This is a genomic window from Dyadobacter sp. CECT 9275 (assembly GCF_907164905.1).
GTDB classification, from domain to species: Bacteria; Bacteroidota; Bacteroidia; order Cytophagales; family Spirosomataceae; genus Dyadobacter; species Dyadobacter helix.
The window spans coordinates 3,085,425-3,110,674 of the sequence record NZ_CAJRAF010000002.1; the positions used below are offsets into that span (position 1 = coordinate 3,085,425).

17 protein-coding genes are annotated in these 25,250 nt (G+C 46.8%); 4 read left to right on the top strand and 13 right to left on the bottom strand.

Annotated elements, in window-relative coordinates:
• Nucleotides 1–35: 35 nt before the first annotated feature.
• The 3 genes from KOE27_RS20480 to KOE27_RS20490 form a co-directional block, all read right to left on the bottom strand.
• Nucleotides 36–3,572, bottom strand: a complete 3,537-nt coding sequence (locus tag KOE27_RS20480) for a SusC/RagA family TonB-linked outer membrane protein (RefSeq protein WP_215240660.1) — start codon at nucleotides 3,570–3,572, stop codon at nucleotides 36–38.
• 306 nt (nucleotides 3,573–3,878) lie between these two features.
• Complete coding sequence (locus KOE27_RS20485; RefSeq protein WP_215240661.1) at nucleotides 3,879–4,850, bottom strand: FecR family protein; 972 nt, start codon at nucleotides 4,848–4,850, stop codon at nucleotides 3,879–3,881.
• Between the two features lie 82 nt (nucleotides 4,851–4,932).
• Nucleotides 4,933–5,529, bottom strand: coding sequence for an RNA polymerase sigma-70 factor (locus tag KOE27_RS20490; RefSeq protein ID WP_215240662.1), 597 nt, complete (start codon nucleotides 5,527–5,529; stop codon nucleotides 4,933–4,935).
• Nucleotides 5,530–5,821: 292 nt separating this feature from the next.
• Here KOE27_RS20490 and KOE27_RS20495 point away from each other — a divergent pair, with 292 nt between their 5' ends.
• From KOE27_RS20495 to KOE27_RS20510, 4 genes are all read left to right on the top strand, one after another.
• Nucleotides 5,822–7,036 (top strand): aminotransferase class V-fold PLP-dependent enzyme, encoded by a 1,215-nt coding sequence (locus KOE27_RS20495; protein WP_215240663.1) that lies wholly within the window; start codon nucleotides 5,822–5,824, stop codon nucleotides 7,034–7,036.
• A 43-nt stretch (nucleotides 7,037–7,079) separates the two neighbouring features.
• Nucleotides 7,080–8,846, top strand: coding sequence for a c-type cytochrome (locus tag KOE27_RS20500; RefSeq protein ID WP_215240664.1), 1,767 nt, complete (start codon nucleotides 7,080–7,082; stop codon nucleotides 8,844–8,846).
• A gap of 217 nt (nucleotides 8,847–9,063) precedes the next feature.
• Entirely contained in the window at nucleotides 9,064–9,270 is a 207-nt protein-coding gene (locus KOE27_RS20505) for a hypothetical protein (RefSeq protein ID WP_215240665.1), read from the top strand.
• Nucleotides 9,271–9,324: 54 nt separating this feature from the next.
• On the top strand, nucleotides 9,325–9,846 hold the full coding sequence (locus KOE27_RS20510; protein ID WP_215240666.1) for a hypothetical protein: 522 nt from the start codon (nucleotides 9,325–9,327) through the stop codon (nucleotides 9,844–9,846).
• Between the two features lie 75 nt (nucleotides 9,847–9,921).
• Here the strand turns inward: KOE27_RS20510 and KOE27_RS20515 are convergent, their stop codons facing one another.
• The 10 genes from KOE27_RS20515 to KOE27_RS20560 form a co-directional block, all read right to left on the bottom strand.
• On the bottom strand, nucleotides 9,922–10,293 hold the full coding sequence (locus tag KOE27_RS20515) for a hypothetical protein (RefSeq protein ID WP_215240667.1): 372 nt from the start codon (nucleotides 10,291–10,293) through the stop codon (nucleotides 9,922–9,924).
• A gap of 94 nt (nucleotides 10,294–10,387) precedes the next feature.
• Entirely contained in the window at nucleotides 10,388–11,137 is a 750-nt protein-coding gene (locus KOE27_RS20520) for a LytR/AlgR family response regulator transcription factor (protein WP_215240668.1), read from the bottom strand.
• A gap of 9 nt (nucleotides 11,138–11,146) precedes the next feature.
• On the bottom strand, nucleotides 11,147–14,686 hold the full coding sequence (locus tag KOE27_RS20525; RefSeq protein WP_229252853.1) for a histidine kinase: 3,540 nt from the start codon (nucleotides 14,684–14,686) through the stop codon (nucleotides 11,147–11,149).
• Between the two features lie 655 nt (nucleotides 14,687–15,341).
• Nucleotides 15,342–17,261: an AAA domain-containing protein gene (locus tag KOE27_RS20530; protein ID WP_215240670.1), complete on the bottom strand. Its 1,920-nt coding sequence runs from the start codon at nucleotides 17,259–17,261 to the stop codon at nucleotides 15,342–15,344.
• Between the two features lie 128 nt (nucleotides 17,262–17,389).
• A complete protein-coding gene (locus KOE27_RS20535; RefSeq protein ID WP_215240671.1) occupies nucleotides 17,390–18,685 on the bottom strand; it encodes an MFS transporter in 1,296 nt (431 codons plus the stop codon).
• The gene (locus KOE27_RS20540; protein ID WP_215240672.1) at nucleotides 18,672–19,322 is read right to left on the bottom strand and encodes a bifunctional 4-hydroxy-2-oxoglutarate aldolase/2-dehydro-3-deoxy-phosphogluconate aldolase; all 651 of its coding nucleotides are present in this window, start codon (nucleotides 19,320–19,322) and stop codon (nucleotides 18,672–18,674) included. The genes KOE27_RS20535 and KOE27_RS20540 overlap by 14 nt, the downstream gene beginning before the upstream one ends.
• Nucleotides 19,322–20,326 (bottom strand): 2-dehydro-3-deoxygalactonokinase, encoded by a 1,005-nt coding sequence (locus KOE27_RS20545; RefSeq protein WP_215240673.1) that lies wholly within the window; start codon nucleotides 20,324–20,326, stop codon nucleotides 19,322–19,324. Before KOE27_RS20545 ends, KOE27_RS20540 begins: the two co-directional genes overlap by 1 nt.
• Before the next feature lie 39 nt (nucleotides 20,327–20,365).
• Nucleotides 20,366–22,585, bottom strand: a complete 2,220-nt coding sequence (locus KOE27_RS20550) for an outer membrane protein assembly factor BamB family protein (protein ID WP_229252854.1) — start codon at nucleotides 22,583–22,585, stop codon at nucleotides 20,366–20,368.
• A gap of 27 nt (nucleotides 22,586–22,612) precedes the next feature.
• A complete protein-coding gene (locus KOE27_RS20555; protein ID WP_229252855.1) occupies nucleotides 22,613–23,587 on the bottom strand; it encodes a hypothetical protein in 975 nt (324 codons plus the stop codon).
• Between the two features lie 143 nt (nucleotides 23,588–23,730).
• Complete coding sequence (locus KOE27_RS20560) at nucleotides 23,731–25,212, bottom strand: RagB/SusD family nutrient uptake outer membrane protein (protein ID WP_215240674.1); 1,482 nt, start codon at nucleotides 25,210–25,212, stop codon at nucleotides 23,731–23,733.
• Nucleotides 25,213–25,250 lie beyond the last annotated feature (38 nt).

Sequence of the window (25,250 nt, forward strand, 5' to 3'; positions counted from 1 at the left end):
GGAATTAATTTTTGAATATCTTTTGGACTGGAAGCTTAGAACTTAGCATTGACACCAAACAGCCAGGTACGTGCCTGCGGGAAATATCCCTGGTCAATACCCATCAGCTTAGGATCAGTGGAGCCCATTTCAGGATCAAGACCGGTATATTTTGTTATAGTGAACAGGTTTTGAGCACCCACATAAAACCGCACCTGCTTGATTTTCGCTTTTTCCAGGATCACCGGCGGAATGCTGTAACCCAGCTGGATATTCTTCATCCGCAGATAGGATCCGTCTTCCACAAAGTATTGGGAGACGTTGGTATTGAGGCCTGCATTCTGAGATATCTTGTAATACTTGTTAGTACTTCCCGGGCCGTTCCATGCGTTTTCAAGAAATCCTTTGGGGGCATTGTACCAGCCCGTACCCGATTCTGTGTCGTAGCGAAGAATATTCATTACATCGTTCCCCTGCGACCCCTGTACAAAAGCACTCACGTCAAAACCTTTGTAGCTGGCGTTCAAAGTCAGCCCGTAAATAAAGTCAGGCCAGGGGTTTCCGATCTTGGTGCGGTCATCGGCATTGAGAAGATTATCCCCGTTCAGATTCCGAAAACGAATGTCGCCTGGTGAAGAAAGTCCTTTTTGCGCGCTGCTGTTCACTTCATCCTGGGTCTGGAAAATACCGTCGGTCTTCCAGCCAAAGTAATATCCCACAGGCATCCCTTCCTCTGTTTTAGTGATGGTTTCGCCCAGGTGAGCCGTTGCATAAACAGGCTCTCCGCCGCCGAGTGTAGTTATTTTATTGGTAAAGGTGGATAACGTTCCTTTAATGCCATATTGAAAATCTCCTATCGCGTTGTCGTATCCTACTGCAATTTCCCACCCTTTGTTTACCATTTTACCTGCATTGGACCATGGGGAATTGGGATATCCCAAGGTGGTGGGCAAAGGTACAATCAGGAGCATGTTGTCAATTTCCTTGTTAAAGTAATCGAGTGTGAGGCTAAGCTTGTTTTCCAGAAAACCCAGATCCAGCCCTATGTCTGTTTGCTTGGAAGTTTCCCATTGCAGAATCGGGTTTCCGATGCTGGTACGTCCCGCGCCAATATATCCCGTAGTGCTGTTCCCGAACAGATATCTCTGGTTGTTGCCATAGGTAGAAAGGTATGCTCCGTTACCAACGTTCTGATTCCCGATCTGCCCGTAACTCACCCGCAATTTTCCTTCGGACAGCCATTTGAGACCGGCATTTGTAACAAAATTTTCTTGTGTGAAATTCCAGGCTGCAGATACCGACGGGAAGGTACCCCAGCGATACCCCTTCGCAAAGCGGGAAGTACCGTCGCGGCGGATGTTCGCAGTCAGTACGTATTTGTTACCAAAGCTGTAACTTACACGCCCAAAGTAAGAATTCAATGCGTTGGAATAAGTATATCCTGATGCACCCGGGTTAATGGTGGCTGCATTGATAATACGCATATCTTCATCATTATTAACGATCCCCTGTCTGGATGCGCCATATTCAAGACCTTTGGTGAGCTCGGCCGACGTTCCGGCCAGCACATTCACACGATGCTGCCCCCACACCTGGTCAAACGCAAGCGTATTTTCCCAGACAAAATAGTTAGACCAGTAGGAATAATTGCTGACCGTGTTATAGGTACTGTAGTCATAACCATTGAGGTAATACTGAGGTGTAAAGCCTTTGGAAATACCCCGGTGCAGGTCAAGCCCCAGATTACTTCTGAATTTGAGCGGCTCAAGTATCTTGATCTCAAGATTGGCTCCGCCTTTCAGACTGATCCCTTCCCAGATACTCTGACGCATACGCTCAATTTGCCCTACCGGGTTCGGTTTGTTGGAATACAAAATACCAGCATATTTTGAAAACGGGTTACTGGCATCATAACCTGTCATGATGGTCTGATAAAAACTGGGTATATCTGTCAGGTTAGTACGGTAAACAGGTGTGATCGGGTCGGCGGTCATGGCACTGAAAATGGTTCCCGAATAAGGATTGTTCTCGTCGATATTACGGCGACTTTCGTATACAACGGCCATGTTGGTACCCAGTTTCACGCGCTCGCTGATATTCGCATTGACGTTGTTGCGCCACGAGATCCTGCGGTAATCCGAGCCTTTAACAATACCTTTTTGATCCATATATCCCAGGGAAGACGCAAAGTCAACCTTTTTGCTTCCTCCTGATACCGTAATATTATAACTCTGAACAGGTGCATTATACTGCGTGATATTTTTCCACCAGTCGGTACCACCTGCACCGGTGTTGGCATTTACGAAACGAAGCGCCTGGGCCTGCATGTCAGCGGAGATCGGCAATGCTGCACCTGCTGCTTCGGCTGCGCGGTTTTTATAAGTAATAAATTCCTCGGCGTTCAGCATGTGCGGACGTTTCCAGGGCGACTGCAGACCGTAGTAACTGTCAAAAGTCACGCTCATCCCATCATTTTTCGAACCCTTTTTGGTGGTGATCATCACCAGACCGTTGGATGCCCTCGACCCGTAAATAGCTGCTGCGGAAGCATCCTTATGGATATCCATGGTTTCAATATCATTAGGGTTGAGCCAGCCAATACTGCTCTGCGGAAGTCCGTCCACGATATACAAAGGCTCGTTGGAATTGTTGATAGAACCAATACCTCTGATCCGCACCACTCCTGCAGAGCCCGGGCTGCCGCTGCTTTGCGTTACCATCACCCCCGCAGCCTTCCCCTGCAATGCATCTGACGCCGAACGTATCGGCATGTTCCTGATTTCATCACCATCCACAGATGATACCGCTCCTGTAACATCCTTTTTGGAAACCGTTCCATACCCCACGACCACAACTTCTGAAAGTGCCTTGGAGTCCGGCGACAGTTTCATATCAATCACCGACCGGCTGTCAACCATTACCTCACTTGAAAGATATCCGATAAATGAAAAAACAATTGTTGCGCCTTCGCTGACATTGGAAAGTTCGTATTTCCCCTCATTATTCGTTGTGGTGCCAATGCCTGTGTTTTTGACGATCACACTGGCTCCGGGCAGAGGTTCTCCATTTACAGCATCTGTAACTGTACCCGAAAGAGAAATGGCAGCTTTACCTGCAAACTTCTGCATTTCCAGTGCCGGTGCCGCTATGCTGGATACCTGTCCCGGATACTGGAACTGCCCCTGCCGTTCAGGATAAAGTTGCAAAGTGGTTTTCTTATCGGCCTGGTCGAGGGCAGACTTGCCCTCACTTTCTTCCTTGGTGTAAATCACATAAAAATTATCCCTCAGTTTTTTAAAAGCCAGATTGTTGGGTTCCAGAATCTTCTTCAGGGCGTGTTCCAGTGAGGTGTTTTTTTGAGAATCCTTTACTGTTTTGCCGCTTACGTAGGTCGAGTTGTAAAGAAAAGATACATTAAACTGCTTCTCAAGTTGCTGAAGTTTACTTTCCAGCGATACAATAGCCTGCCGCCCAGGCGTTACTTCTGATTTTCTTTGGTCGAGCCTGGATAAGGCGACCGTCTGAGCATTTACCATCTGTAGCGTACAGCTGCAAAAGGCAAGAATGCATAACGTAGTGAATAATCGTTTCATAGGCAAAAGTGGTAAAATGGTTTAGTATAAACAGGCGAAAACTTTAAAGTGGATTATTAAATTCTGCTTCATAACCCTGTAGTAACTTTTCCATTCGCCGTCCGCCATTTTTGGTCAAACTTTTTTAAAAATAATTTATACTTAATTCACCATATACCTAAATCTACAAAATCAGGCATTAATTTATATTTTTGAAAGAACAAAAAACAATACTTTATAAATATAAATATTATCAAGATAACAAACAAAATAACCCGGCAGCTGTTGCTGAGCTACCGGGTTAAGTATTTGTCCTAACCTTTACAGCTAACGCTGTGAAACGAAGATCTTGTTCTCCCGCCGTTCCAGATGCAGGCCGCATGTCATGGCAATGCCATCCAGCAAAGTGTTCACATTGTCCATAGGCACCCTTCCGGTAACCTGGCGGCGCAACAACTCAGGATGATCCGTCACCAGCTCAAGCCCATAAGTTTCGGAAAGCATTGTGGATATTTCGCTCAAAGGGGTATCCTTTAAAATCAGTTCCTTGTCTTTCCAAGCCGAGTATACGGACGCTTCCACCACTTTACGGACATACCCCGCCGATCTTTCAGAAAATTCAACCAGATCACCCGGTTTCAGTAATAGGGTATCTGCCTCTTTCCGGCTTAGGTTACACTGAACCTTTCCTTCATTCAATACAACACGCGTACCGCTTTCCCTGTCAGAAACGGTAAATTGGGTACCCAGCACCTCCACACTGAAATCGTGATCCGTGTATACGCGAAATTTGCGGTTATCTGCAGTGTGGACAACCGTAAAATAGGCCTCTCCTCTCATGCTTACTTCACGAATCGTCGTTTTGCCCCAGTCGGAAGGATAGGTCAGCTGAGAGTTACCATTTAAAATAACCTTTGAGCCATCCGGTAACACGATGCGCCGGGTTTCTCCAAATGCCGTGGTATGTTTTGTCAGATTATAATCCTTGTAATACTTATAAAAAAAGCCTCCGGCAAGCACAAGGATAAAAACAGCGGCCGCAACTTTGTATCCCAATGAAAACCAGCTGTTTCGTTTCATGAGCACTTCTGCTGGTTTCTCTATCCCGTTCAGTCTGTGGCTTACGCCCTCAAACAGCCGGTTTTGTAATGCATGAGCGGCATTTTCGGAAAGCGACGCCGTAAAATCGGGCCGTTCATCATACTGCTTATACCATGTATCCAGCTCGTCTTCCTCCTCAGGGGAAGCTACCATGGCCTTTTGCCTTTCAAGTAAATACTGTAATCGCTCGTTATTCATGCGTATTGTAAACCTGTCCTTTTAATACAGTAACATTAGCGGCTCCTCTCCGCCATAATTCTCTTTATTTATTATGCTCCAGTCAATGCCAGCCCCCCGCGTGCCAGATCAAGACGATAGAAGCAAAATCTTTGAGATTCTCCCGAAGTATTTTCAATGCCCTGCCCATATGCTTTTCCACTGTATCCAATGGTAGGTTGAGCTGCTGGGCTATCTCCTTGTAAGTAAGATTTTGTTTCCGGCTTAAGACATATACATTTTTAAATTTCTCGGGCATGCTTTCAATGCATTTATCCAGTGCTTTGGATAGCTCTTCATAATATATACCATCTTCGATGTAACTTTTGTCAATTTCTGAGGTATGCAGCAAAGAGTTCAGATATGTTTCCCGGATCCGGCTGGACCGGATGAAATTGTAAATACTGTACCGCAACGAACCGTACAGATACTGTTCCAGCGTTGTGGTGATCAACAGCGTTTCCCTTTTCACCCAGATATTCACAAACAGATCCTGCACAATTTCTTCTGTTTCCTCCCGCAGCAGCAGCCGTTTGTAGGCGGAGTCAAAAAGCCTGCGCCAGTATTTCAGATACAGTTGCTCGAAAGCCTCTCTGTTACCCTCCCTTAAACGGGAAAGCAATTCTTCATCCTGGCTGTGAGAGATAGGGGGATTAACCACGGCAAAACATTAACAGGCTGCAATTTTAGAAAATCATTTATAAAGTTCTTCAAAACTGACTGAAATTTTAGAAAATCAATCCGTTAAAAAATTTAATTTTACGATCCAATCCTTTTATAGTTGTATGTTGCCTGTTTTGGTTGTATAGCCCAATAAAATTACATTTTTCGAATAAAACATGATTTCTGCCAAAAGTGCTGATGATCCTCTGTCCATTCTGCGTTAAATTGCGGGGGCCAAACCATCATTTTTATCACCATTCCATTATCACAAATCAAATCTTAACGTTCCTATGCGCCGTCGGGATATTCTCAAAAGTTTAACTGTTCTGCCTGTTGCCGGCACCGCTTCCAATGCGCTTGGCACCTATACTCCCTCAGCCCTACCTGCCCCCAAGCGGGATCTTTTTAAAGAACTGGGGCTTCGCACCTTTATCAACGCGGCCGGGAATTATACCTCCATGACCGCCTCATTAATGCCTCCCGAGGTAATGGAAGCCATTCGTTCAAGCGCGGAGGAATACGTAATGCTGGAAGAAGTGCAGGACAAAGCAGGAGAAAAAATTGCCGCACTCTGCAAGGCAGAAGCAGCCATGGTAACGGCTGGCTGCTGGTCCGCACTGGTGCTGGGCATGGCCGGAGTTTTAACCGGCATGGATCCCAAGAAAGTTGGGCAGCTCCCGTTCCTGAGTGGCACCGGAATGAAATCCGAGGTCATTGTTCAGAAAAGCCATGCCAACGGCTATCACCAGGCACTTACCAACACGGGCGTTTCCATCGTTTTGGTAGAAACCCGTGAAGAACTTGAAAAGGCCATTAATGACAAAACAGCTTTGCTATGGTTTCTTAACCGGGAAGCTCCGGCAGGCAATATCAAACATCAGGAATGGCTGGAGCTAGCCAAAAAACACAACCTGCCCACCATGATCGACATAGCGGCGGATGTACCTCCGGTAGAAAATCTGTGGAAATTCAATGAAATGGGGTTTGACCTCGTTTGTATTTCTGGCGGCAAAGCCATGTGCGGCCCTCAGAGCGCAGGCATACTGATGGGCAAAAAAGACCTGATCGCCGCGGCTCGGCTAAGTGCGCCTCCGCGCAGTGGTATCGGCAGGGGACATAAGGTAAACAAAGAAGAAATCCTGGGCATGTATGTGGCGCTGGACAGATATGTCAAACATGATCACAAAAAAGACTGGGAAACCTGGGAAAAACGGATCGCGGTGATTGACAGCGCCGTTAAAGGTATAACCGGTGTGAAGACGGAAGTGGTTATACCTCCTGTTGCCAACCACAACCCTTCGCTGAATATTATGTGGGACAATACCAAGGTAAAAATCTCCCGGGATGCAATGGGAGAAAAACTGAGAAAGGGAACACCCAGCATCGAAGTAATTTCCTGGGAAACAGAAAACAGTATCCGGCTTACCGTTTTTATGCTGAAACCCGGTCAGGAAAAAATTGTTGCACAAAGAATTAAAGAAGAGCTTATCAGCGCGTCGGCCTGATCCGAAAAGCCGTTACTTTTAGTATTAACACGATTTTATCACCATGAATTCTTTTAAATTCCCCGCCAGGCTCGTCCGTCTGGCAAAACCTTATCTGGCAGTAACACTCATTTTATTGCTCGGCATAGGATTTAAACGTTATGATCAGATCAATACTTTGCCAAAGGGTGATCCCGATAATGGCGGACTCACACTCCCTGGCGATTTTGAAGCGGTGGTAGTAGCAGACAGTGTTGGCTCCGCGCGGCACCTGGCCGTTAACCAGAATGGTGATATTTATGTAAGGTTAAGAAGAACCTGGCCACAGGGTGGCAATGTTGCCCTGCGCGACACCGATCAGGATGGCAAAGCGGATATCATTCAAAACTTCGGTGATTTCAAGGATCCGGACAGTTATGGTACCGGAATGCGGATCTATAAAGATTACATCTATTATAGTACAGCCGGTGTGGTATATCGTAATAAGCTCATCCCGGGCAGCCTGATTCCGAACAGCAAAAACGAAGTGATACTGACGGATGATTACCGGCATAGCAAACATGGCTCGGAACACATTGCAAAACCCCTGACTTTTGACGACGAGGGACACATGTATGTGCCCTTTGGCTCACCGGGAGACGTTTGTCAGCTGGAAAACAGAAAACCTGGGGCGCCAGGACAGTTTCCCTGCCCGCAGCTGGAAGAGCATGGCGGCGTCTGGCAGTTTGACGCCAATAAACCGGGGCAGCTTCAAAAAGATGGGAAAAGATATGCAACGGGCATAAGAAGCATTGTAGCCATGGACTGGAACCACGCCGACAATACGCTGTATGCCTTACAGCACGGCAGAGATAACCTGACCGCCACCTGGCCCGCGCTTTATTCTCCCTGGCAAAGTGCAGTGCTGCCATCGGAAGAGTTTCTGAAAGTAAAGGAGGGTACAGATGCAGGCTGGCCTTACTATTACTATGATCACATGCAGGGTAAAAAACTACTCAATCCGGAATATGGCGGCGACGGCAAAAAGGAAGGAAAAGGAAAAGAATATGCCCAGCCGCTGATTGGCTTTCCGGGACACTGGGCACCCAACGACCTATTCTTTTATACGGGCGACCAGTTCCCTGCGCGTTATAAAAACGGGGCTTTCATTGCTTTCCACGGCTCCACCATCCGCGCGCCCTATCCGCAGGGAGGGTATTTCGTCTGTTTTGTGCCTTTTAAAAACGGGGCCCCCACCGGCCAGTGGGAAGTTTTTGCAGACGGTTTTGCACGTGTGGATACCATCGTCAACACTGCAGATGCCAAAGCTCGTCCTATGGGAATTGCCATGGGGCCGGACGGTTCGTTATACATCACGGAAAGTGTGAAGGGGAAGATCTGGCGGATTATGTATAAGGGCGACCGCAACAAATTTGGAACTGCCCAACTGGCTGCCATGGAGGAGCGCAAAAACCGTACAAACATTAAAGAACCGGATATCGTCAAAGACGACCTGCAAAAACGTACCATGTCATTGGGCGAACGAAACTACAAACTTTACTGTGGCGCATGTCATCAGGGCGACGGCAAAGGAGATGGGAGCCGTTTTCCTCCGCTGGCAGGATCGGAGTGGGTGACGGGAGACAAGAAAAAAATGATTGACGTAATCCTGAATGGATTAAACGGTACGATCACCGTCAATGGCAATCCATACAATGGCGTGATGCCCGCCCACAGATTTTTGAAAGATGAAGATATTGCGCAGATATCCACCTACATCCGTAACAGTTTTGGCAACAAAGCCGGCAGTGTATCGGCAGAAGACGTAAGAAGGGTGAGGAATAAACACTAACATTGGACAGCATAGAAAGCAGGTCCTGACCAAACAAAAATCCCGGCTCATTCGAAGCCGGGATTTTTGTTTACGGCGGTTTTCAGTTAACGCCTGATAACTGGAAACCGCCGTTCCTCCTGTGAAACTGCACGGTGGTTAACACAACAACCGGATATCCCCAACAGCCTTTGCCCTACCTCCGTTTATTTATAATTTTGGGCTTTTATTTGAAGCTATGACACATTTTATCGTTACCAATACCGGGTTTTCGGCAACTGATCCTGGCTTGTTTTTAACGGAAAAATATGCCTTTAAAAACACTACCTATTGTCTGCTGAAAGCCGCACCACGGTATCAGTTATGTCCAGGGTTACAGCCTCAGCTGGCGCACAGTCGCAGAGATTCCGGGAGATACCCGCCTTCCGCGTTCAAGGGGAAATAATATCCCCTTCCTCTAACCTTCCTAAGCGATCGTTCCAATTTAAATTACTGTAACATGTTATTCTTGATCATCCCCCCCGTTCTGCTGATAGCAGGAGGTTACTTTTTGCTAAAAAGCATAAAAAAAATAGTGCAGATCAACAGCGGTAAAAAAATCGAGTTCCCGGCCAGTCTCAGCCTTAAATCATTGATCCTGGATGTACCGGGCATTTACGAAATTGCGTACAAAAGACCGTCCGTCTGGGGTTCAATACCAACAGATATCTCCTTCAGGATCATTCAGTTGCGGGCACACAAGGAATACCCGGTTTCCAAAGCTGTGAATCTTTTTGGTGCAAGAAAGGACACGTCGGGCAGCCGCATAGTACCCGTTGCGGAGTTTACGGTAGATGAAGCCCATGACTATGAATTACAGACGATCGGGTTTTATCAGTTCGAGAATGGTGATGAATTTATCATCTCGCCCAAAACAGGCTACAAAGGTTTCGTCATCATGTTTACCATCGCGTTTTCTGCCCTTGTCATGATTACCGGCCTTGTGCTAAGCATCATGATGGTACTGACGAACAAATTTTAATGGATGTCCTCACGGAGTAAAGGGCCATACGTTTTTCCGTGGAAGCGAATTTTACATAGATGTTATAACCCCGGCTTACACCGGGTATAACAATACAACCTGCTTATGGTTGGAAGGATTGTACTTCACAAGGACCCTGGTTCCGGCCAGCAATGAACCTGCATCAAAATCCGGAAGTGTCTGCTGTACTTCTACGACGAAGTTTCTTCCACGTTCAGGTTTTACCTGCATCTGCACTTTGAGTTTCGGCAGGTTATTGATAAACAATCCCGTTTCCTGAACGCATAGTATCACGGCTTCCGCCTGCTGCCCGCTCCGGAGCAATTCTGACGGGCTCATCCGCCTGGTTTTGCCAAACACTTTGATCAGCAACCACAAGATAAGAATTAGCAACACCACCAGCGCTCCCTCTCTTACTTCGACGATGTGTACTGTTATCAATTTCATGATGTTTGCTTTGTTCAAAACAAAGAAAAACATCGTTGACGGGTAGACCCGAATTTAATAACCCAACGGTCCGTACGAAAAAGCAAAAGGTAAATCAGCGCGTGCTAAGCTGCTGCTGCACTTCCTCCTTTTTTCGTCTGGAAATTTCAATTTTTGAGCCATCCGTAAGGAACACATATTCATGGTCGTGGCTCAGCCGCACCACATGAACAGGATTCACAAGATGCGATTTATGTGTCCTGATGAAGCCGAACTCATCCAGCATTTCTTCAAAGTATTTGAGGGTTTTGCTGGCGATAAACGGTTTTTTACCGATCAGATGAATAAAGGTATAGTTGCGGTCCGCTTCCAGCCGGAGGATTTCGTTCAGCGTAAAAAAGAAAACGCCTTCGCTGGAAGGCACTGCCAGGCGGAAATCCTTTACAGCTTTTTTCCCGATGTTTTGTACGAGATTATCAAAGAGCTCTTTTTTCTCCGCCGCTGGCTTTTGCTTTTCCATATAGCGCTCCACAGCGGCGCGGAGCTCATCCGGATCCACCGGTTTCAACAGATAATCCAGCGCACTGAAACGGATCGCCTGAATGGCATACTGATTATAAGCAGTCGTAAAAATGATATCAAAAGTGGGATCTTTTAATGCCAAAAGCAGATCAAAACCGTTTTTGTGAGGCATTTCCACATCCAGGAAAACAATTCCGGGCTGATAGGTTTTGAGTATTTCAAATGCTCCATCCACCGAATCTGTCTGCTGTATTTCGGTAATTTCAGGAATAAAATTAGTGATGTAGTGGTTCAGTACATTACGTGCCTTTAGTTCATCATCAATGATCAATGCCTTTATCATAACAATTGTTTATAAATTTTTCAGATACGTTGAAAGTTCAATTTCTATTAATGTACCGGCAGGTTGCCCCTGGTCATCGTATTTGTCGATGATGCTGAGCCTGGTGTGGTTTCCCTGCCTTTTCAGCAGGTCCAGCCTGTCTTTTGAAATCTGCAGACCTTTGGATTCGTGCCGTTTGGATTTACTGTTGTGTGCTTTCAGTTCAAAGGATTTTTTTCTGCCGATTCCATTGTCGTCAATCCGGCAGAGAAATATTTCCTCACTGATCCTTTTGAATTCTATGAGCAGCTTTCTTTCACCACTCTTGTGCATCAGCCCATGCCAGAGCGCGTTTTCGACATAAGGCTGTACCAGCATGGAAGGCAGCAGCACATGGTCTTCCACCAGTTCCTCGTCGGTAATGATTTCATAGGAGAAGCTTTGTTCAAAACGCATCTGTTCCAGCTCCAGATACAGCCTGAGTACTTCTATTTCTTCTTCCACAATCACCAGATTTTTGCCTGAGTTATTGAGCACCATCCTGAAAAGCTTGGAGAATTTATTAAGATACTTACTGGCCTCCCCATACTTTTGTGTGACGATGCACTCTTGGATACTATTGAGGCAATTGAATACAAAATGAGGGTTCATTTGCGCCCTAAGCGCCATCAACTGGCTCTCCGCCAGCATTTTATTTATTTCCAGCAGCATAATTTCCTTTTCCTGCGCCTGCGCTTCGGCCAGTGCTTCGGCTATTTTGTTGGCGCTGATGGATGCGATCGTCGTAAGGGCCTTGGCATGATCTTCCCCAAAAAAATACTTACGACTGTGTTCCGAATCAATTACGCCTATCACCTTCCCGTCGTGCAGGATCGGTACCGCTATCTCCGACTGCCGTACTTCGTCATCAACAATATAACGTGGATCTTTGGTGGTGTCCCCAATGATCAGCGGTTTCCCTGAGACGGCTACCGTACCTACAATACCTTTTCCGATCTCGATTTCAATCGGATTCACAATTTCATGCCCCTTCGGGTTCTTCGGGCCATAAGCAGCTTTCTGAACCAGCCTTTGCTTCTCGTTATCAATCAGATAAACCACGCAATCTTCAAACCGAAGCTGGGAGATACAGTTACGGGCAATATCCCAGCAAATCTCATTCACGGAATTTTCACCATAGACCGAGTTGGCAAAATAATCGATCGTTTCGTCTATCGTTTTCTTTTTCTTCCGCTCGACCAGGTTGCGGTAAGCTGCATATAAGAATAGTAAAAACAACAGGATACACAAGGTGATAAACCACCAGGTCTGCCACCAGTGAGGTTTCACATGCAGCCTCATGGTGGTGATGTCCGTCATCCATTTTCCGTTTTCGTCGGTACTTCTTACTTTGAAGGTATAGGTACCGGGCGAAATATTGGTATACGAAGCAGTGATCAGACGCCCCGCCTTCACCCAGTCTTTATCAATTCCTTCGAGCTGAAAACTATACTGAAGCGACGGAATATCCCGGTGGCTAAGCGAAGCATACTGAAAAGTAACGTAGTCCTCGTCCGGTTCAAGTTCCAGGGTTCCGTTATTTTCATAATTGATTTTCTCCTTGCCGAATATTTTAACGGAAGTAAGGTGCGGCGGATGTTTCACCGGTATTGCGGCAAAACGGAAGGGGTCAATGACCGCTACATGATCCAGCATGACGGCGTATATCTTGCCGTTGGAGATCGCAATATTACTCCAGTAATCCTGCAGGGTCTTACCCAGGTCGATCTCCACTTTTGTTACAGATTTAGAAAGAGGGTCAAAAAACATAAGACCTTCCCGCCCGGCGGCCCAGATATTACCGCGGCCATCTATCTGCAGACCTGCCACTTCATCGTACAGTAACCCACTGCCGGTATCCACGCTGTCAAGACAAGCTCCCTGCACATTCATTTTCACAACGCCCCTTCCCAAGGCTGATACCCATAAGTTCCCTTTCCTGTCCTCTACCATCTGGGGGACATCAAAGTCCCGGATACAGCTTACGGGAATGACCGAAAAGTGCTCTGTTTCATAATTAAAACTAATAAAACCGGTTCCTTTCATCGAAAAGAGCAGATTCCCGTCATGGAGCTCAATGAAACTCCGACAGTTTGCAAAGTGGAATACCCCGTAATTAGGATCTTTCCCATCGAAACGGTCACATTTTTTACCGACGGGATCATATCGGTACAGCGCGTCATTCACGATCTGAAACCATACCTTTCCTTTTTTATCTGTGAAGATAAAGTTGGCTTTTCCCCACATACGCTGTCTGATCTTGTCAAACTTTTCCAGCTTCGCACTTCCGTTCCTTAACCTGTATACGCCGTCTTCTCCGGCAAACCACCAGCCATCTGCCGCCCTGGCCGACATCATGAATTTGTTTCGTAACAGTGCCGCGGCATCGGAAGTAACAAAGTACCTTTTGTAGGTTTTGTCATCCATGTGATAAGCTACCACACCTTCTTCCTTACAGGCCATGATCACATTGCGGTCAATATTGATGAAGTTGATACCTGCAAAACCGGTCTCCAGGAAAAACGGAAAGCTGGGCAGCTGGTATATGGCCTGCAAAGGATAGTGGGTCTGGCTTTTACTGACTCCATTGATGGTACCAAACCAGATGTTCCCATCGGTATCTTCAATGGCATTCCTGAAATGCCCGTAACCAATGGTGTAAGATTCTGTCTGGCTGTAGGAAAGTTTTTTGATCGGCTTGCCTGGTTCCTTCACATAAGCCGCAAAAAGCCATGTCGAAATCCAGACTCTTTCACTCCTGTCAATGAAGATGTAATTACAACCTTCGTTTATCTTTCTTCCGTCCAGTTCAAAATAGGTATCAACTGTATTCTTTTGATAATTCCAGAAATTAAGGGAAACATTTTCGTCACTGCCGTACCATACATTGCTTTTGCCATCCACCGCAATGGCGTGTACTTTGCCCGCTTCCAGCACCGGCGAATGAAAGGGGTTATCTTCCTTCGTGTACACCTTGTTTTTTTTCAGGTCAATGAAATAGGGCTTGATACCCGCCACCCAAAATCCTCCCCGGAGTGTATCCCAAACAATGTCGGAAACCGTACGCGGAGGTCCCTGGATGATTCTGGCAGCCGGGATCATGTCAGAAACCGGAAACAGCCTTCCCCGATCATAAATATAAATCTTCGTGGTAGCCCCTATCCAGAGCCGATTACGATCATCGGGTTTGATGGTAACCACCATCTGATCGTCCAGTGAAGCAAACCTGCTAAGCTGGCTAAAAACACCGGTTTGGGTATTAAAAATCCTGAGTCCTTTGTTGGTCCCGATCAGCAGGCTGTCCTTTTTTCCAATAGGATAAATCGCATTTACAGAAATACTTTTGATGTTTTCACCCACCTCGTACTTCTTCACCACGGCACCGTCAAACCGGTTGAGGCCATTGGAGGTCCCGATCCACAAAAACCCATCGGAATCCTTATATAAACATAACACCTGCTTGGCGCTGAGCCCGTCCTGCCATTTCAGATTTTGAAATATGGTTTGAGCTGACAGCAGTTCAGATACCAAACAAAACAATATGAATATAGAAACCCTGCAACGCATATTATTAAGTGAATACCTCAAACTTTTACTCTCAGCAACAGAACTCGTATAAGTTACTAATGAATTGCCACTCCGGCTGCGCAAAATAGCAAATTCATGATGTGCAGTTATGTAAATAGCACATTAATGGGCAGAAAGTTTTCATTGAATTTCCAAACGGTATGTTCGGGAAAGCCTGCGGAAACAAAAAGGGTTACAACGGTACGAAAGGGTATCCGGCAACTTAGGTACATATCATGCCGTTTGATATCTCAGCTAACCGTTCGGTCAATGCTTTTGGGAAATCAACGGCCAGGCTTGAAATTCGTATCCGTTTCCAAAATGTATGTCTTGGTTATCAAATTGTTATATACAAAAGTACAACCTAAGGTATACGCTGTTTGGTTTAAGTCCTAATCTGTTTTCGCCATGAAAAATATTTTATTGTCGGGCCTGAGCGTCTGTTACCGCGCCTCAGATTATGCCTGGAAACTCATACTGATCATGCAGCCCTGAACTGAGGGTCCAAAAGAAAAATTAAAGGGTTAGTGGGTACTATCTATAATCCCGGTTGTTTTGAACAGCCGGGATTTTTGTTATACCATTCTAAGGATCCGATACTTATAAATCGACAGCCGGATTATACCATATACTCCCAAGCGCTGTGATATGCCCCGTGTTTCTCAGCGTATTCAATAAATCCCGCATAAAAATCCAGCTGCGAAAGTGTTCCGCTGTCGCCGATGACGACCAGTTTCTTTCGGGCGCGGGTCATGGCAACGTTCATTCTCCGGATATCTGAAAGAAACCCGATGGCCCCTTCGGTATTGCTGCGGGTCATGCTGATGTACACAACATCCCGTTCCTGCCCCTGAAAACTGTCGATGGTGTTCACCGATATCTTGCTCACGTAGGGCTTCAAATCAGGTGAATGATCCAGCTGTTCCTGTAAAATCCCGATCTGCCTTTTATAGGGTGATATCACCGCAATGGTCGGAAAACCGGAAAGGATATCATGCTCCGCTGGAATTGAGCCGACGATATCAGAAACTAACTGCGACAGATGTTTAAATAAAAAAACCGCTTCCTCTGGGTTGGTAGAACTGGTCCCGTCGGGTTTTTCCTCAAAACCGCAGCCAGCAGTATCCACAAATGCCAGCGGCATGTCACCCGGAAACAGTACGCGCGTCCTGACGGCCTCATTCGCCCTCAGTTTATGATGGTAAAAAATCCTGGATGAATATCCCATTATTGCCTCATTCATGCGGTATTGCTCATCGAGCAGCACCACCGATTCCGGATGATGCGCCACACATTTTTCCAGCAAGGTTACAGCAAGCCCGCTCCTGGCTGCCTCGTCTGACTTGATCGTTGGCGGAAGCTGGCAATGATCCCCGGCCAGAACCACTTTCTTCGATTTTAGTAAAGGAATCCAGCAGGCGGGTTCCAGCGCCTGCCCGGCCTCGTCGATCACTACGGTTTTGTACTGAATGTCTCGCACCGTATAATGATTGGCTCCCACCAGCGTGGCAGTGATTACCTGCGCCCGGGATACCAGATCTTCAATAATATAGTTTTCAGTAGCGGTAACATCTTTCATGATCCGGTGCGCCTCCTCAAACAGCGCTTTGCGTTGTTCCCGTTCTGCTTTTCCGAAACTGCGTTTATATTTATGCGCCATATTCTTGAACTCATTTGCCTGCTTCTTAAGGCTCCTGATATCCTTGAACCGGGCATGTCCGGAAATCTGATAGTCGAGTGTAAGCGACGTGAGCCTTTCCGACACCCGCGCCGGATTTCCAACCCGCAGTACACTCAGTCCTTCATCCGAAAGCTTTTCACTCAATAAATCAACGGCAGTATTACTTGGAGCTACCACGAGGATCTGCTGGTGTTCCGTTTCCACCAGGGCTTTGATCGCCTGCACCAAGGTGGTGGTTTTCCCTGTTCCTGGCGGGCCATGCACGATTGCCAGCTCGTTAGCCCGAAGTATTTTTTCAACAGCCTGCTGCTGGGAGGCATTCAGTTTTGGGGCATGAAAGAGGGGAATATCTTTTTTGAAAGTAGGGGCTTTTTCGCCCGTCAGAATTTTAACCAGCCTCCCTTCCTCTTCCTTAGTGCCCAATTCCGCAGCTTTTTTCAGCGCGGAATTCATTTCATCATAACTGTTGTCATCAAACAACAGGTCAATCCCCAGTTTGCCATCGCGTGCCCAGTCAGGAAGCTCATCGGTACGGAGGGTGATTTTTAAACGATTGCCGTTCTGGTGGGTAATCGTGCCTTCCACTTTATCCTTTTTAGGATCATGATTGGAAAAAAGTGCTGCCGGTGTACCAAAACGCATCTGATGGGAAATATCCTGATGTGTTGTCCTTTCCACTTCCACCGTCAGGTAATCACCCCGGCTCATCTCTGAGCCCCGGATCGCAATAGGATACCAGGCCAATCCTGCGGCGCGGCGATCCGAAACAGAGGTGCTTTCAGTTAATTTGAGATAGGAGCGTTTGTCTTCTTCCCGCTCGATTTTCAGCAGATCAAGCTGCCTTTTAAAATAATCCATTCACAAATTTAACGGGATATTTCTATGAGCCGGTAACGTTCGTTCAAACAATACAGATTTGAAAGTACTTCCGGCTCCCTTATCCACCCGAAAAGATTTCTGGTATCAGCTGAAAAGTATATTTTAATCTATCCGAGGTCTTCCAAAGTTAGTTTTTTCGATTTTCGAGTTAATAAATGGATGATCAGCCAGGCGACCAGGTAGGTAAATCCGCAGATCGTAAATAGAATATTATATCCCCCGGCAAGATTGCCCGTTGCCTTATAACTATCCAGCAGGCTCCCAACCAGCATCGGGAAAAGAATACCGCCCACCGCTCCGGCCATTCCGCCGATCCCGACTACTGAACTTACCGCCTGCTTGGGGAAAAGGTCCGACGGCAACGTAAACACGTTGGTAGCCCAGGCCTGATGCAGCGCGACCGCAAAGCTGATAAGCCCTACCGCCACCCATACGTCACCCGCAAACTGTATTAAAATGACGGATAACTCCAGAAAGGCGAAGGCCAGCAAAACTGTCTTCCGGGCCTTTACGGTTTCCCAGCCTCGCTTGATCAGCAGGGATGAAAACCAGCCTCCGCTGATACTCCCGATGGTGGTAGCCGTGTAAATCAGCATCAGCTCCAGACTTGGTTTTTTAAGGTCAAGATTGAAGGTAGAAGCAAAATAAGAAGGCAGCCAGAACAGGAAAAACCAGTAAATGGGGTCAATAAGCCCTTTTCCTGTGATGTAAGCCCAGGTCTGCGGAAATGTAAAAAGCCTGATCCAGCTGACATTATTTGTCTCCGCCTGCTCAGGTTCCTGCCCCGATACGATATATTCATATTCTTCCTTTGAAAGCCGTTTTTGCCTGGCCGGTACGTCGTAAAGCCACAGCCAGAATATCAGCCACACAAAACCCAGGCCTCCCGTGATCCAGAATACTTCCTGCCAACCAAAATGAACCAGTATCCATGGCACAATCAGCAACGCAACCACCACACCAATACTTGTACCTGCGTTGAACAAGCCCGTTGCCAGTGCTCTTTCTTTTTTGGGAAACCATTCAGCCACTGTTTTGACTGCCGCCGGATAATTACCAGCTTCTCCCAAACCAAGGCCCACGCGCGCAATTCCAAAACCAAAGGCTCCCTTGGCAAGCGCATGCAGCATACCCGCGATGCTCCAGAAAATAACCGTGGCAGGGTACCCCACTTTCGTTCCGATCTTGTCGATCAGCCAGCCAAAAAACAAAAGCCCGATGGCATAAGCAGCCGTGAAGGCCATAACGATTCTTGCAAAATCGGTTTCCGACCAGTCAAATTCCTTTTCAAGAATGGGTTTGAGCAGGCCGATGATCTGCCGGTCCAGGTAGTTAATAGTGGTGGCTGCGAAAAGCAGGGAAACAATAATCCAGCGGTAATTCCTGATTTTAATAGCGGTCATTGGATGAAAGTTTATTGATATACTGCTGAATATGATTCCTTAGCCCCTCCCAGTTTTTCTGCTGAATAAGCTGTTTGTCAAATAATTGCCCTCCTATACCGTAGCCGTCTGCACCGGCTTTTTTAAATTCCAGAATATTATCCAGGCTTACACCGCCGGTAGGAAGTACTTTAATGTTGTTCAAAGGTGCTTTCAGATCCTTGATAAAGGCGGGCCCGAGTGACGTTGCCGGATATATTTTAACCATGGAAGCTCCCAGCGACCATGCATGATAAATTTCGGTTGGCGTGTAAGCGCCCGGGAAAATCGGGATACCTTTTTTGACACAGGATCTGATCACTTTTTTATTGATGATCGGAGTAACAATAAACTGCGCTCCAGCTTCCAGAGCCGCTTCCAGATCTTCCTTCGAACATACCGTACCCGCTCCGATATTAAGACCACTGTGCTCATTTTCGATAGCATACTTAATTATTTCTGCGGCACCCCGGGTATTCATGGTGATCTCAATTGTAGTGAGGCCTGCTTCCCTGCAAACCGGGAGGATCTGTCTGATATCCTCCAGACCGATGTTACGAACGATACCTACAATGGGTACTTTCTCAAATAATTCCCATGAAAATTTCTTATTACTCATCAGGTTGCTTTCGAGGTTAAAAACTTGTTCTGAAAAATTGTAGCCTGCCCGGCAATGGTTGCTTTATGAACAAAATCAGACGGAACTTTCAGTACCCGGTTGGCCAATCCAAGGATATCCATAGCAGTATTGTACAGATCAGACAACTGACTGCCTCCGCATAATACCAAAGGTCTCCGATCGTTTTCATCCGCAAGATAGCTCAGTTCCGAACCTATCAGCAAACCGCTCATATAAAACGAATTGGCACTTTTATCCAATTGCGAAAACAAATGATTGATTCTGACTGTGAACATTTTCTGCAGCAAGGGAGAGGAACTGCCATCCCTTACGCCCTGGATAAAAGCATCCCTATCTTCTTTTCTCCACGCCGACTGATGAAATGGTTCAACAGAGTCTTTCAGGATACTGTGTTTGGTCAGGAGCTCGTATACCTCACCTGTCATAAAGGTTTTAAAATCCACCAATACGTTATTCCTGATATAATTATGTTTGGAATGTGTTCCGGGTAAAATCACAACGGTTTCTTGTTCGGCCGGAATTTCTATTAACCCGCTGAGTCCGATCAGCTGGGTTTCCTCTCCGCGCATGACATCGGTATCCGTTTTGAGGCCCGATACCAGAATCATCTCGTGCGGGAAGTCCACGGTAGCGCTCACTCTTAGAAAATTAAGCTCCTCCGCATTCAGCGAAAAAGGTAATGATGTATAGGGGACATCAGCCATACCGATCGATGAAGAGGCCATTCCCGAGACAACCAGCGGTATTCCCTCCGGATTAAAACCCTGCTTTGAAGCCAGGGTATCGATCTGCTGCTTTAAGCATTTACAGAAAAATGCCATTCTTGATAATCCCCCCCATTCGGGCTGTTTCCACGCTATGTTGGTTTTGGCTATACCATCCTGGCTCATTAATTCTCCGACCACCCTGCCGCTGGTCACGTTGATCAACCGCAGCCGAAACGAGGTAGTACCCCAATCACAGCCTAATAGAAAATTCTCCATAGCCAGGTTATATTTAAAAATGCCATTAATCAAAACTTATCAGGGAAGGGCAAAGGCAATATAGCTTCCGCCCGGCTCGAGTCCATATCTGGTTCCACCGGCAGCAATAGCAATATATTGTTTACCATTCACCATGTAGGTAACAGGGGTAGCAAAGCCACCTGCAGGAAGTTTATACTCCCAGACAATCTTACCGGTAGCGGTGTCAAAAGCCCTCATCTTCTCATCATAGGTTGCGGCAATGAACAGCAAACCACTGGCCGTTACCACCGGCCCGCCATGGTTTTCAGTACCGGTCTGAGGTACTCCCTTTTTCATCAGTTCAGGAAACTCTCCGAAAGGAACTTTCCAGAGATATTCCCCTGTATTCAGGTCTATGGCGTTGAGTGTCCCCCAGGGGGCTTTTATGGCCGGATAATTATCCTGATCCCGGAACTGTGTATTCCCATTATTAAGGTAAGGCGGTAAATAGGGAAAATCCCCTTTCGCTGTTTTTTCAATTGTTACTCCCGAATTGTGGATATCATTGGATGCCGCTGGCCTTACCGTTTCAGTATTCATCAGATAGTTGATGAGGGCGTTGCGGTCCTCTTTTGAAATATGCTGAAAAGATGGCATTCGCCCTTTTCCAGTCTCCAGGATGGAGGCAATCTGCTCCGCTGACATTCGTTTGCCAATGTTGGTCAGGTCCGGATACGCCTGTGCCGAAGATGCTACCGTTTTTCCGTTTAACCCATGACAGGCTGTGCAATTGGTATTAAACAGCATTCCGCCTTTGGTGAGTGGTTTGCCAGAAGCGGCAGGTTCTTTACTGTCCCGCATTTTCAGCCACCAGAGCATATTATTGGCATTTACATAAAGAATACCCTGAGGATCAGCAGCATTACCTCCCCATTCTGCCCCACCACCAAAGCCATAATACAAGGTACCTTCCAGGCTTGGCGGCAAATATTTACTGCCCGAGCGGCTATTTTTAAAGCGGTCCAGCACATAGTCTTTGGCTTCGGGCGTACGGTCTGTAATGTCCGCTTCCGTCAAAACCTGATTAGAGAAAGGGGCCGGCTTGGTGGGTACCGGCTGCGTGGGCCAGGGTTTTTCTCCAGGTAATGCCGGCGTTGTCGGAACAGGTACTTCCTTTATCGGAAACAAGGGTTTGCCGGTATCCCTGTCGAATACAAATACATAACCATCCTTGGTGGTTTGTGCAACGGCATCCACCATTTTGCCTTTGTACCTGACGGTCAGCAAGGTGGGCGGACATGGGATATCCCTGTCCCAAAGATCATGATGAACAGTTTGAAAATGCCAGATCCGTTTGCCCGTTTCCGCATTCAGGGCGATAACGCAATTCGCAAAAAGATTTTGTCCGGGACGCGCACCGCCATAAAAATCGGACGAAGGAGAGCCGGTGCCAAGGAAAACAGTGCCCCGTTTTTCATCCACTACCATTCCTGCCCAGCAGTTAGCTCCGCCCAGTTTCTTGTATGAATCTTTAGCCCAGGTTTCGTAGCCATACTCCCCCGGCAAAGGTATAGTTCTGAACACCCATGCCAGCTTGCCCGACCGCACATCAAAAGCACGGATATGTCCAGGAAGCGCATCTCCTCCTTCTGACACGGAGGAACCCATGATAATCAGGTTTTTGTAAATTACACCAGGAGTAGTGGAGCGTATTGAAAAAGCATTCACATCATACCCCAGTGTTTTTTCGTCTCCCAACCCCTCATGAAGATCCACCTCACCGTTTTTCCCAAAATCCTGCACCAGCTTTCCCGTTTTGGCGTCCACCGCATACAGGGTTGGCCCCACAGAGTATAAAATCCTTTTATCCTGCCCGTCGGCCCAGTAAACTACTCCTCTCACCGGATGAAAACGTGGCCGTTTCCCCGGACTGAGCGGATCAAACTTCCATACCTCTCTGCCCGTTGCCGCATCTATTGCAAATAATTTAAGCCTTGGCGTAGTTCCGTACATGATGCCGTTAACAACTATGGGCTGGCACTGTACATCCATTCCGCGCTGTGTGGTATCCTTATTTTCCCCGGTATCAAACTGCCAGGCTACCCTGAGGTTTTTTACATTCTCCTTGTTGATCTGCGTCAGGGGTGAATACCGGTTCCCTGCGCTGTTCCCGCCGTAGGCTGGCCAGTCTGCTCCATCTCCTTCTCCTGATTTCGGTCTTTCTTTTTCAAAACGTGTGCCGCTACCCAAAAGCAATAGCATTCCTGCACACAGGTATTTCCAATACCAATGTTTCATAGCATTTTCAAAATGTAAAAGTTGAAGCTACGGTTTTGCGTAAAATTCATAGCTGATCTGCCATTTCACCTCTTCTCCCGGTTTTGCAGAAAGTTTTATATAGGGTTCAGGGCAGGAGGTTGTCGGGCACGACCAGAAAACCAGTTTTTCAATTGGCTTGTCCCCGATAATTTTCACACCTGCTCCTGTTTTTTTATTCTCTATATTGATATTGTAATCCGATGCCTGATTTCCCAGGCCCTTCACACCACTGGTGAACACATTTTCACCCTTTTCCAACGCTCTTGCATAAGTGATGGAGTTGCCGGAGGCGTTGGCAATCGTACCAAAACCCTTTCCCTCTGCTGCCACTGTAAAAGGAAATGTAGTGGTGATACCCGGCCCCGTAGGCTCCTGATCAATCATGAAAAAATTGTGATTATAGGTACTTGTCTCAATGGCCCTGGTTCCTGTATTTTTCAAACTATGCTCCAGTACAAGCTGAGGTTTATTTTTAACCAGTCGCACCGTTTTTTTGTAGAGATAACTATAACCCGCCGCATCCTTGAGCTCATGCGTAAATTCAACACGGTCCGGTTTTTTCACAACTTTCCACTTCCCCGGGTCGGTAATTTCATATTGAGCGGCAAAGAAATAGGGTTTCTCAACGGGCTTCACCAATTTACCTACGCCGATTTTCACAAATTCCTCCCCTGCTTTTGCCTCATTGTAACCCAGGGCCACAAATTCTTCAACCGGGCCCATGATGGCATCGTGCAGCTTCGGATCATATTCCGTAAACCACTGACCAAAATAACTATGCCCTTTGTATTCAAGACTATGAATTACCCCTGACCAGTCAAAACGGGTACCCCGGTAATAGCCGGTTTCATTGTCGGGCAAATATAACTTTGCCGTAATCTGACCATTGGAAATTTCCGTTCCCGGAAAACCTGTATAAAAGGCCGTCAGCACACTCAGCATAAAAAGTACTGCGCAACAAAAAACCCCTTTTTTCTTCATGATGGATGCTGGTTACGGGTTGATCTATTTTATGATCAAAAAAGACTGATACCGGTGGTTTGCTACTTACAGAAATACCAAATGCTTCGGGCCAAAGTTAGATTTGCCAGGTGGTTGTCCACCCGGCAAATCATCCCAGATCCTTAATTTAAATTCGGGTTCAGAGAAGTGTCGGAATAAGGCAGCGGAAACCAATAGTTAGCCTTCGTTATGGGCTTAATCGGCTGAAGGTCGTCGGGGCTCTTTCTTGCATTCGCCTCTTCTACTTTCTCCAGCCTGATCAGATCAAACCACCTCGTTCTTTCACAAGCGAACTCCCAGGCACGTTCCCGCACCACTTCATCTGCAAACTGTGCAGCTGAAAGTCCGTCTGCCGGAGATAACGCCTTCGTTCCAGTTGCCCAGCCCCTCAGCCGAACGGCATTCAGTGCATCATAAGCAGCCTGATCGGGCCCGCCGGTTCCACGTGCTTTTGCCTCAGCATAAATAGTAAGCACGTGTGCATAACGCATCATCACTGACGGCAGCGATATACTGGATGTAAGGATATTGCCTTTGATATACCATTTTTTGTAATAAGGATGTTTTGTCAGACTGTTCTGCCATGGAATTTTCGTAGCTCCAAGACCGAATTCGGTACGAAAAGTGGCTTCCTTTCTGGGGCCTTCGGGAAACTCCTTGAAAAAGTTCAGTTCAGCAAACATATCATCCCAGCCTCCTTCTTCACCTGGCATGGTGGTATTACCATAAGTTGCATTGGCAGTTCCGCTTCCTCCCAAAAAGCCGCCAATCTGAAAAACGGCTTCTGCGGTTCCGCTTGATGCGGGATCATTCTCAAAAACGGCAGCAAAAGTAGGCAGTAACTGAAAGCCGTAAGTTGCCCTGTTGTCTATCACTTCCTTGGCTTTTGCAGCAGCCAGATCGTATTTGTCTGCCTGTTTCAAAGGCCAGCCAGCCATGGTAAGGTAAACGTCGGCGAGGAAAGCTTTCGCCGAACCTTTATTGGGCCTGCCGGGATCACGTTTGGCATTGGGAAGATTGGTTTCTGCTATTTTCAGATCCGCCACAATGAGATTGTATATCTCCTCTGGTGTGGATTTTGTAACGGTGAGCAGTTCGTCTGAATATTCCCCGACTTTAATCAAAGGGATATTCCCCCAAAAACGGGTCAGCCAGTAATACGAAAATGCCCTGATGAAATAAGCCTCACCTACGATGATGTCAATGGTGGCCTTGGTTCCTGTGGTTTTTTCATAGTTATTGATCACGTTATTAGCGCCCTGAATGGCTTTGTAACAACCGTTATATACTGCATTGGACCGCTGATTGGTTGTAGAAACTGCAAACTGGTCAAACTCCCGCCAGTCGGCCTTGTTACTGGCCGGGTGTGTTGTCACATCATCACTGCCCAGCGTAGCTGCATTGGCAGAAGGATGGATAAAACCATAGGTCCATTGGTTGGCCAGCCCCTTGTATGCGCCGGTTAGTGCGGCTTCAAGCCCTTCCTGTGTTGACAATACATTGGGGCCGTACAGTAACCCTGTTGTATCTTCTTCAAGATAATCCGAGCAGCCTGTGACCGCTATGAACATCGCTGCAATAAGATATTTAGTGATATTTTTCATTTTCGTAAGAAATTTTGTTTTTGCTTATCTCAGTTATA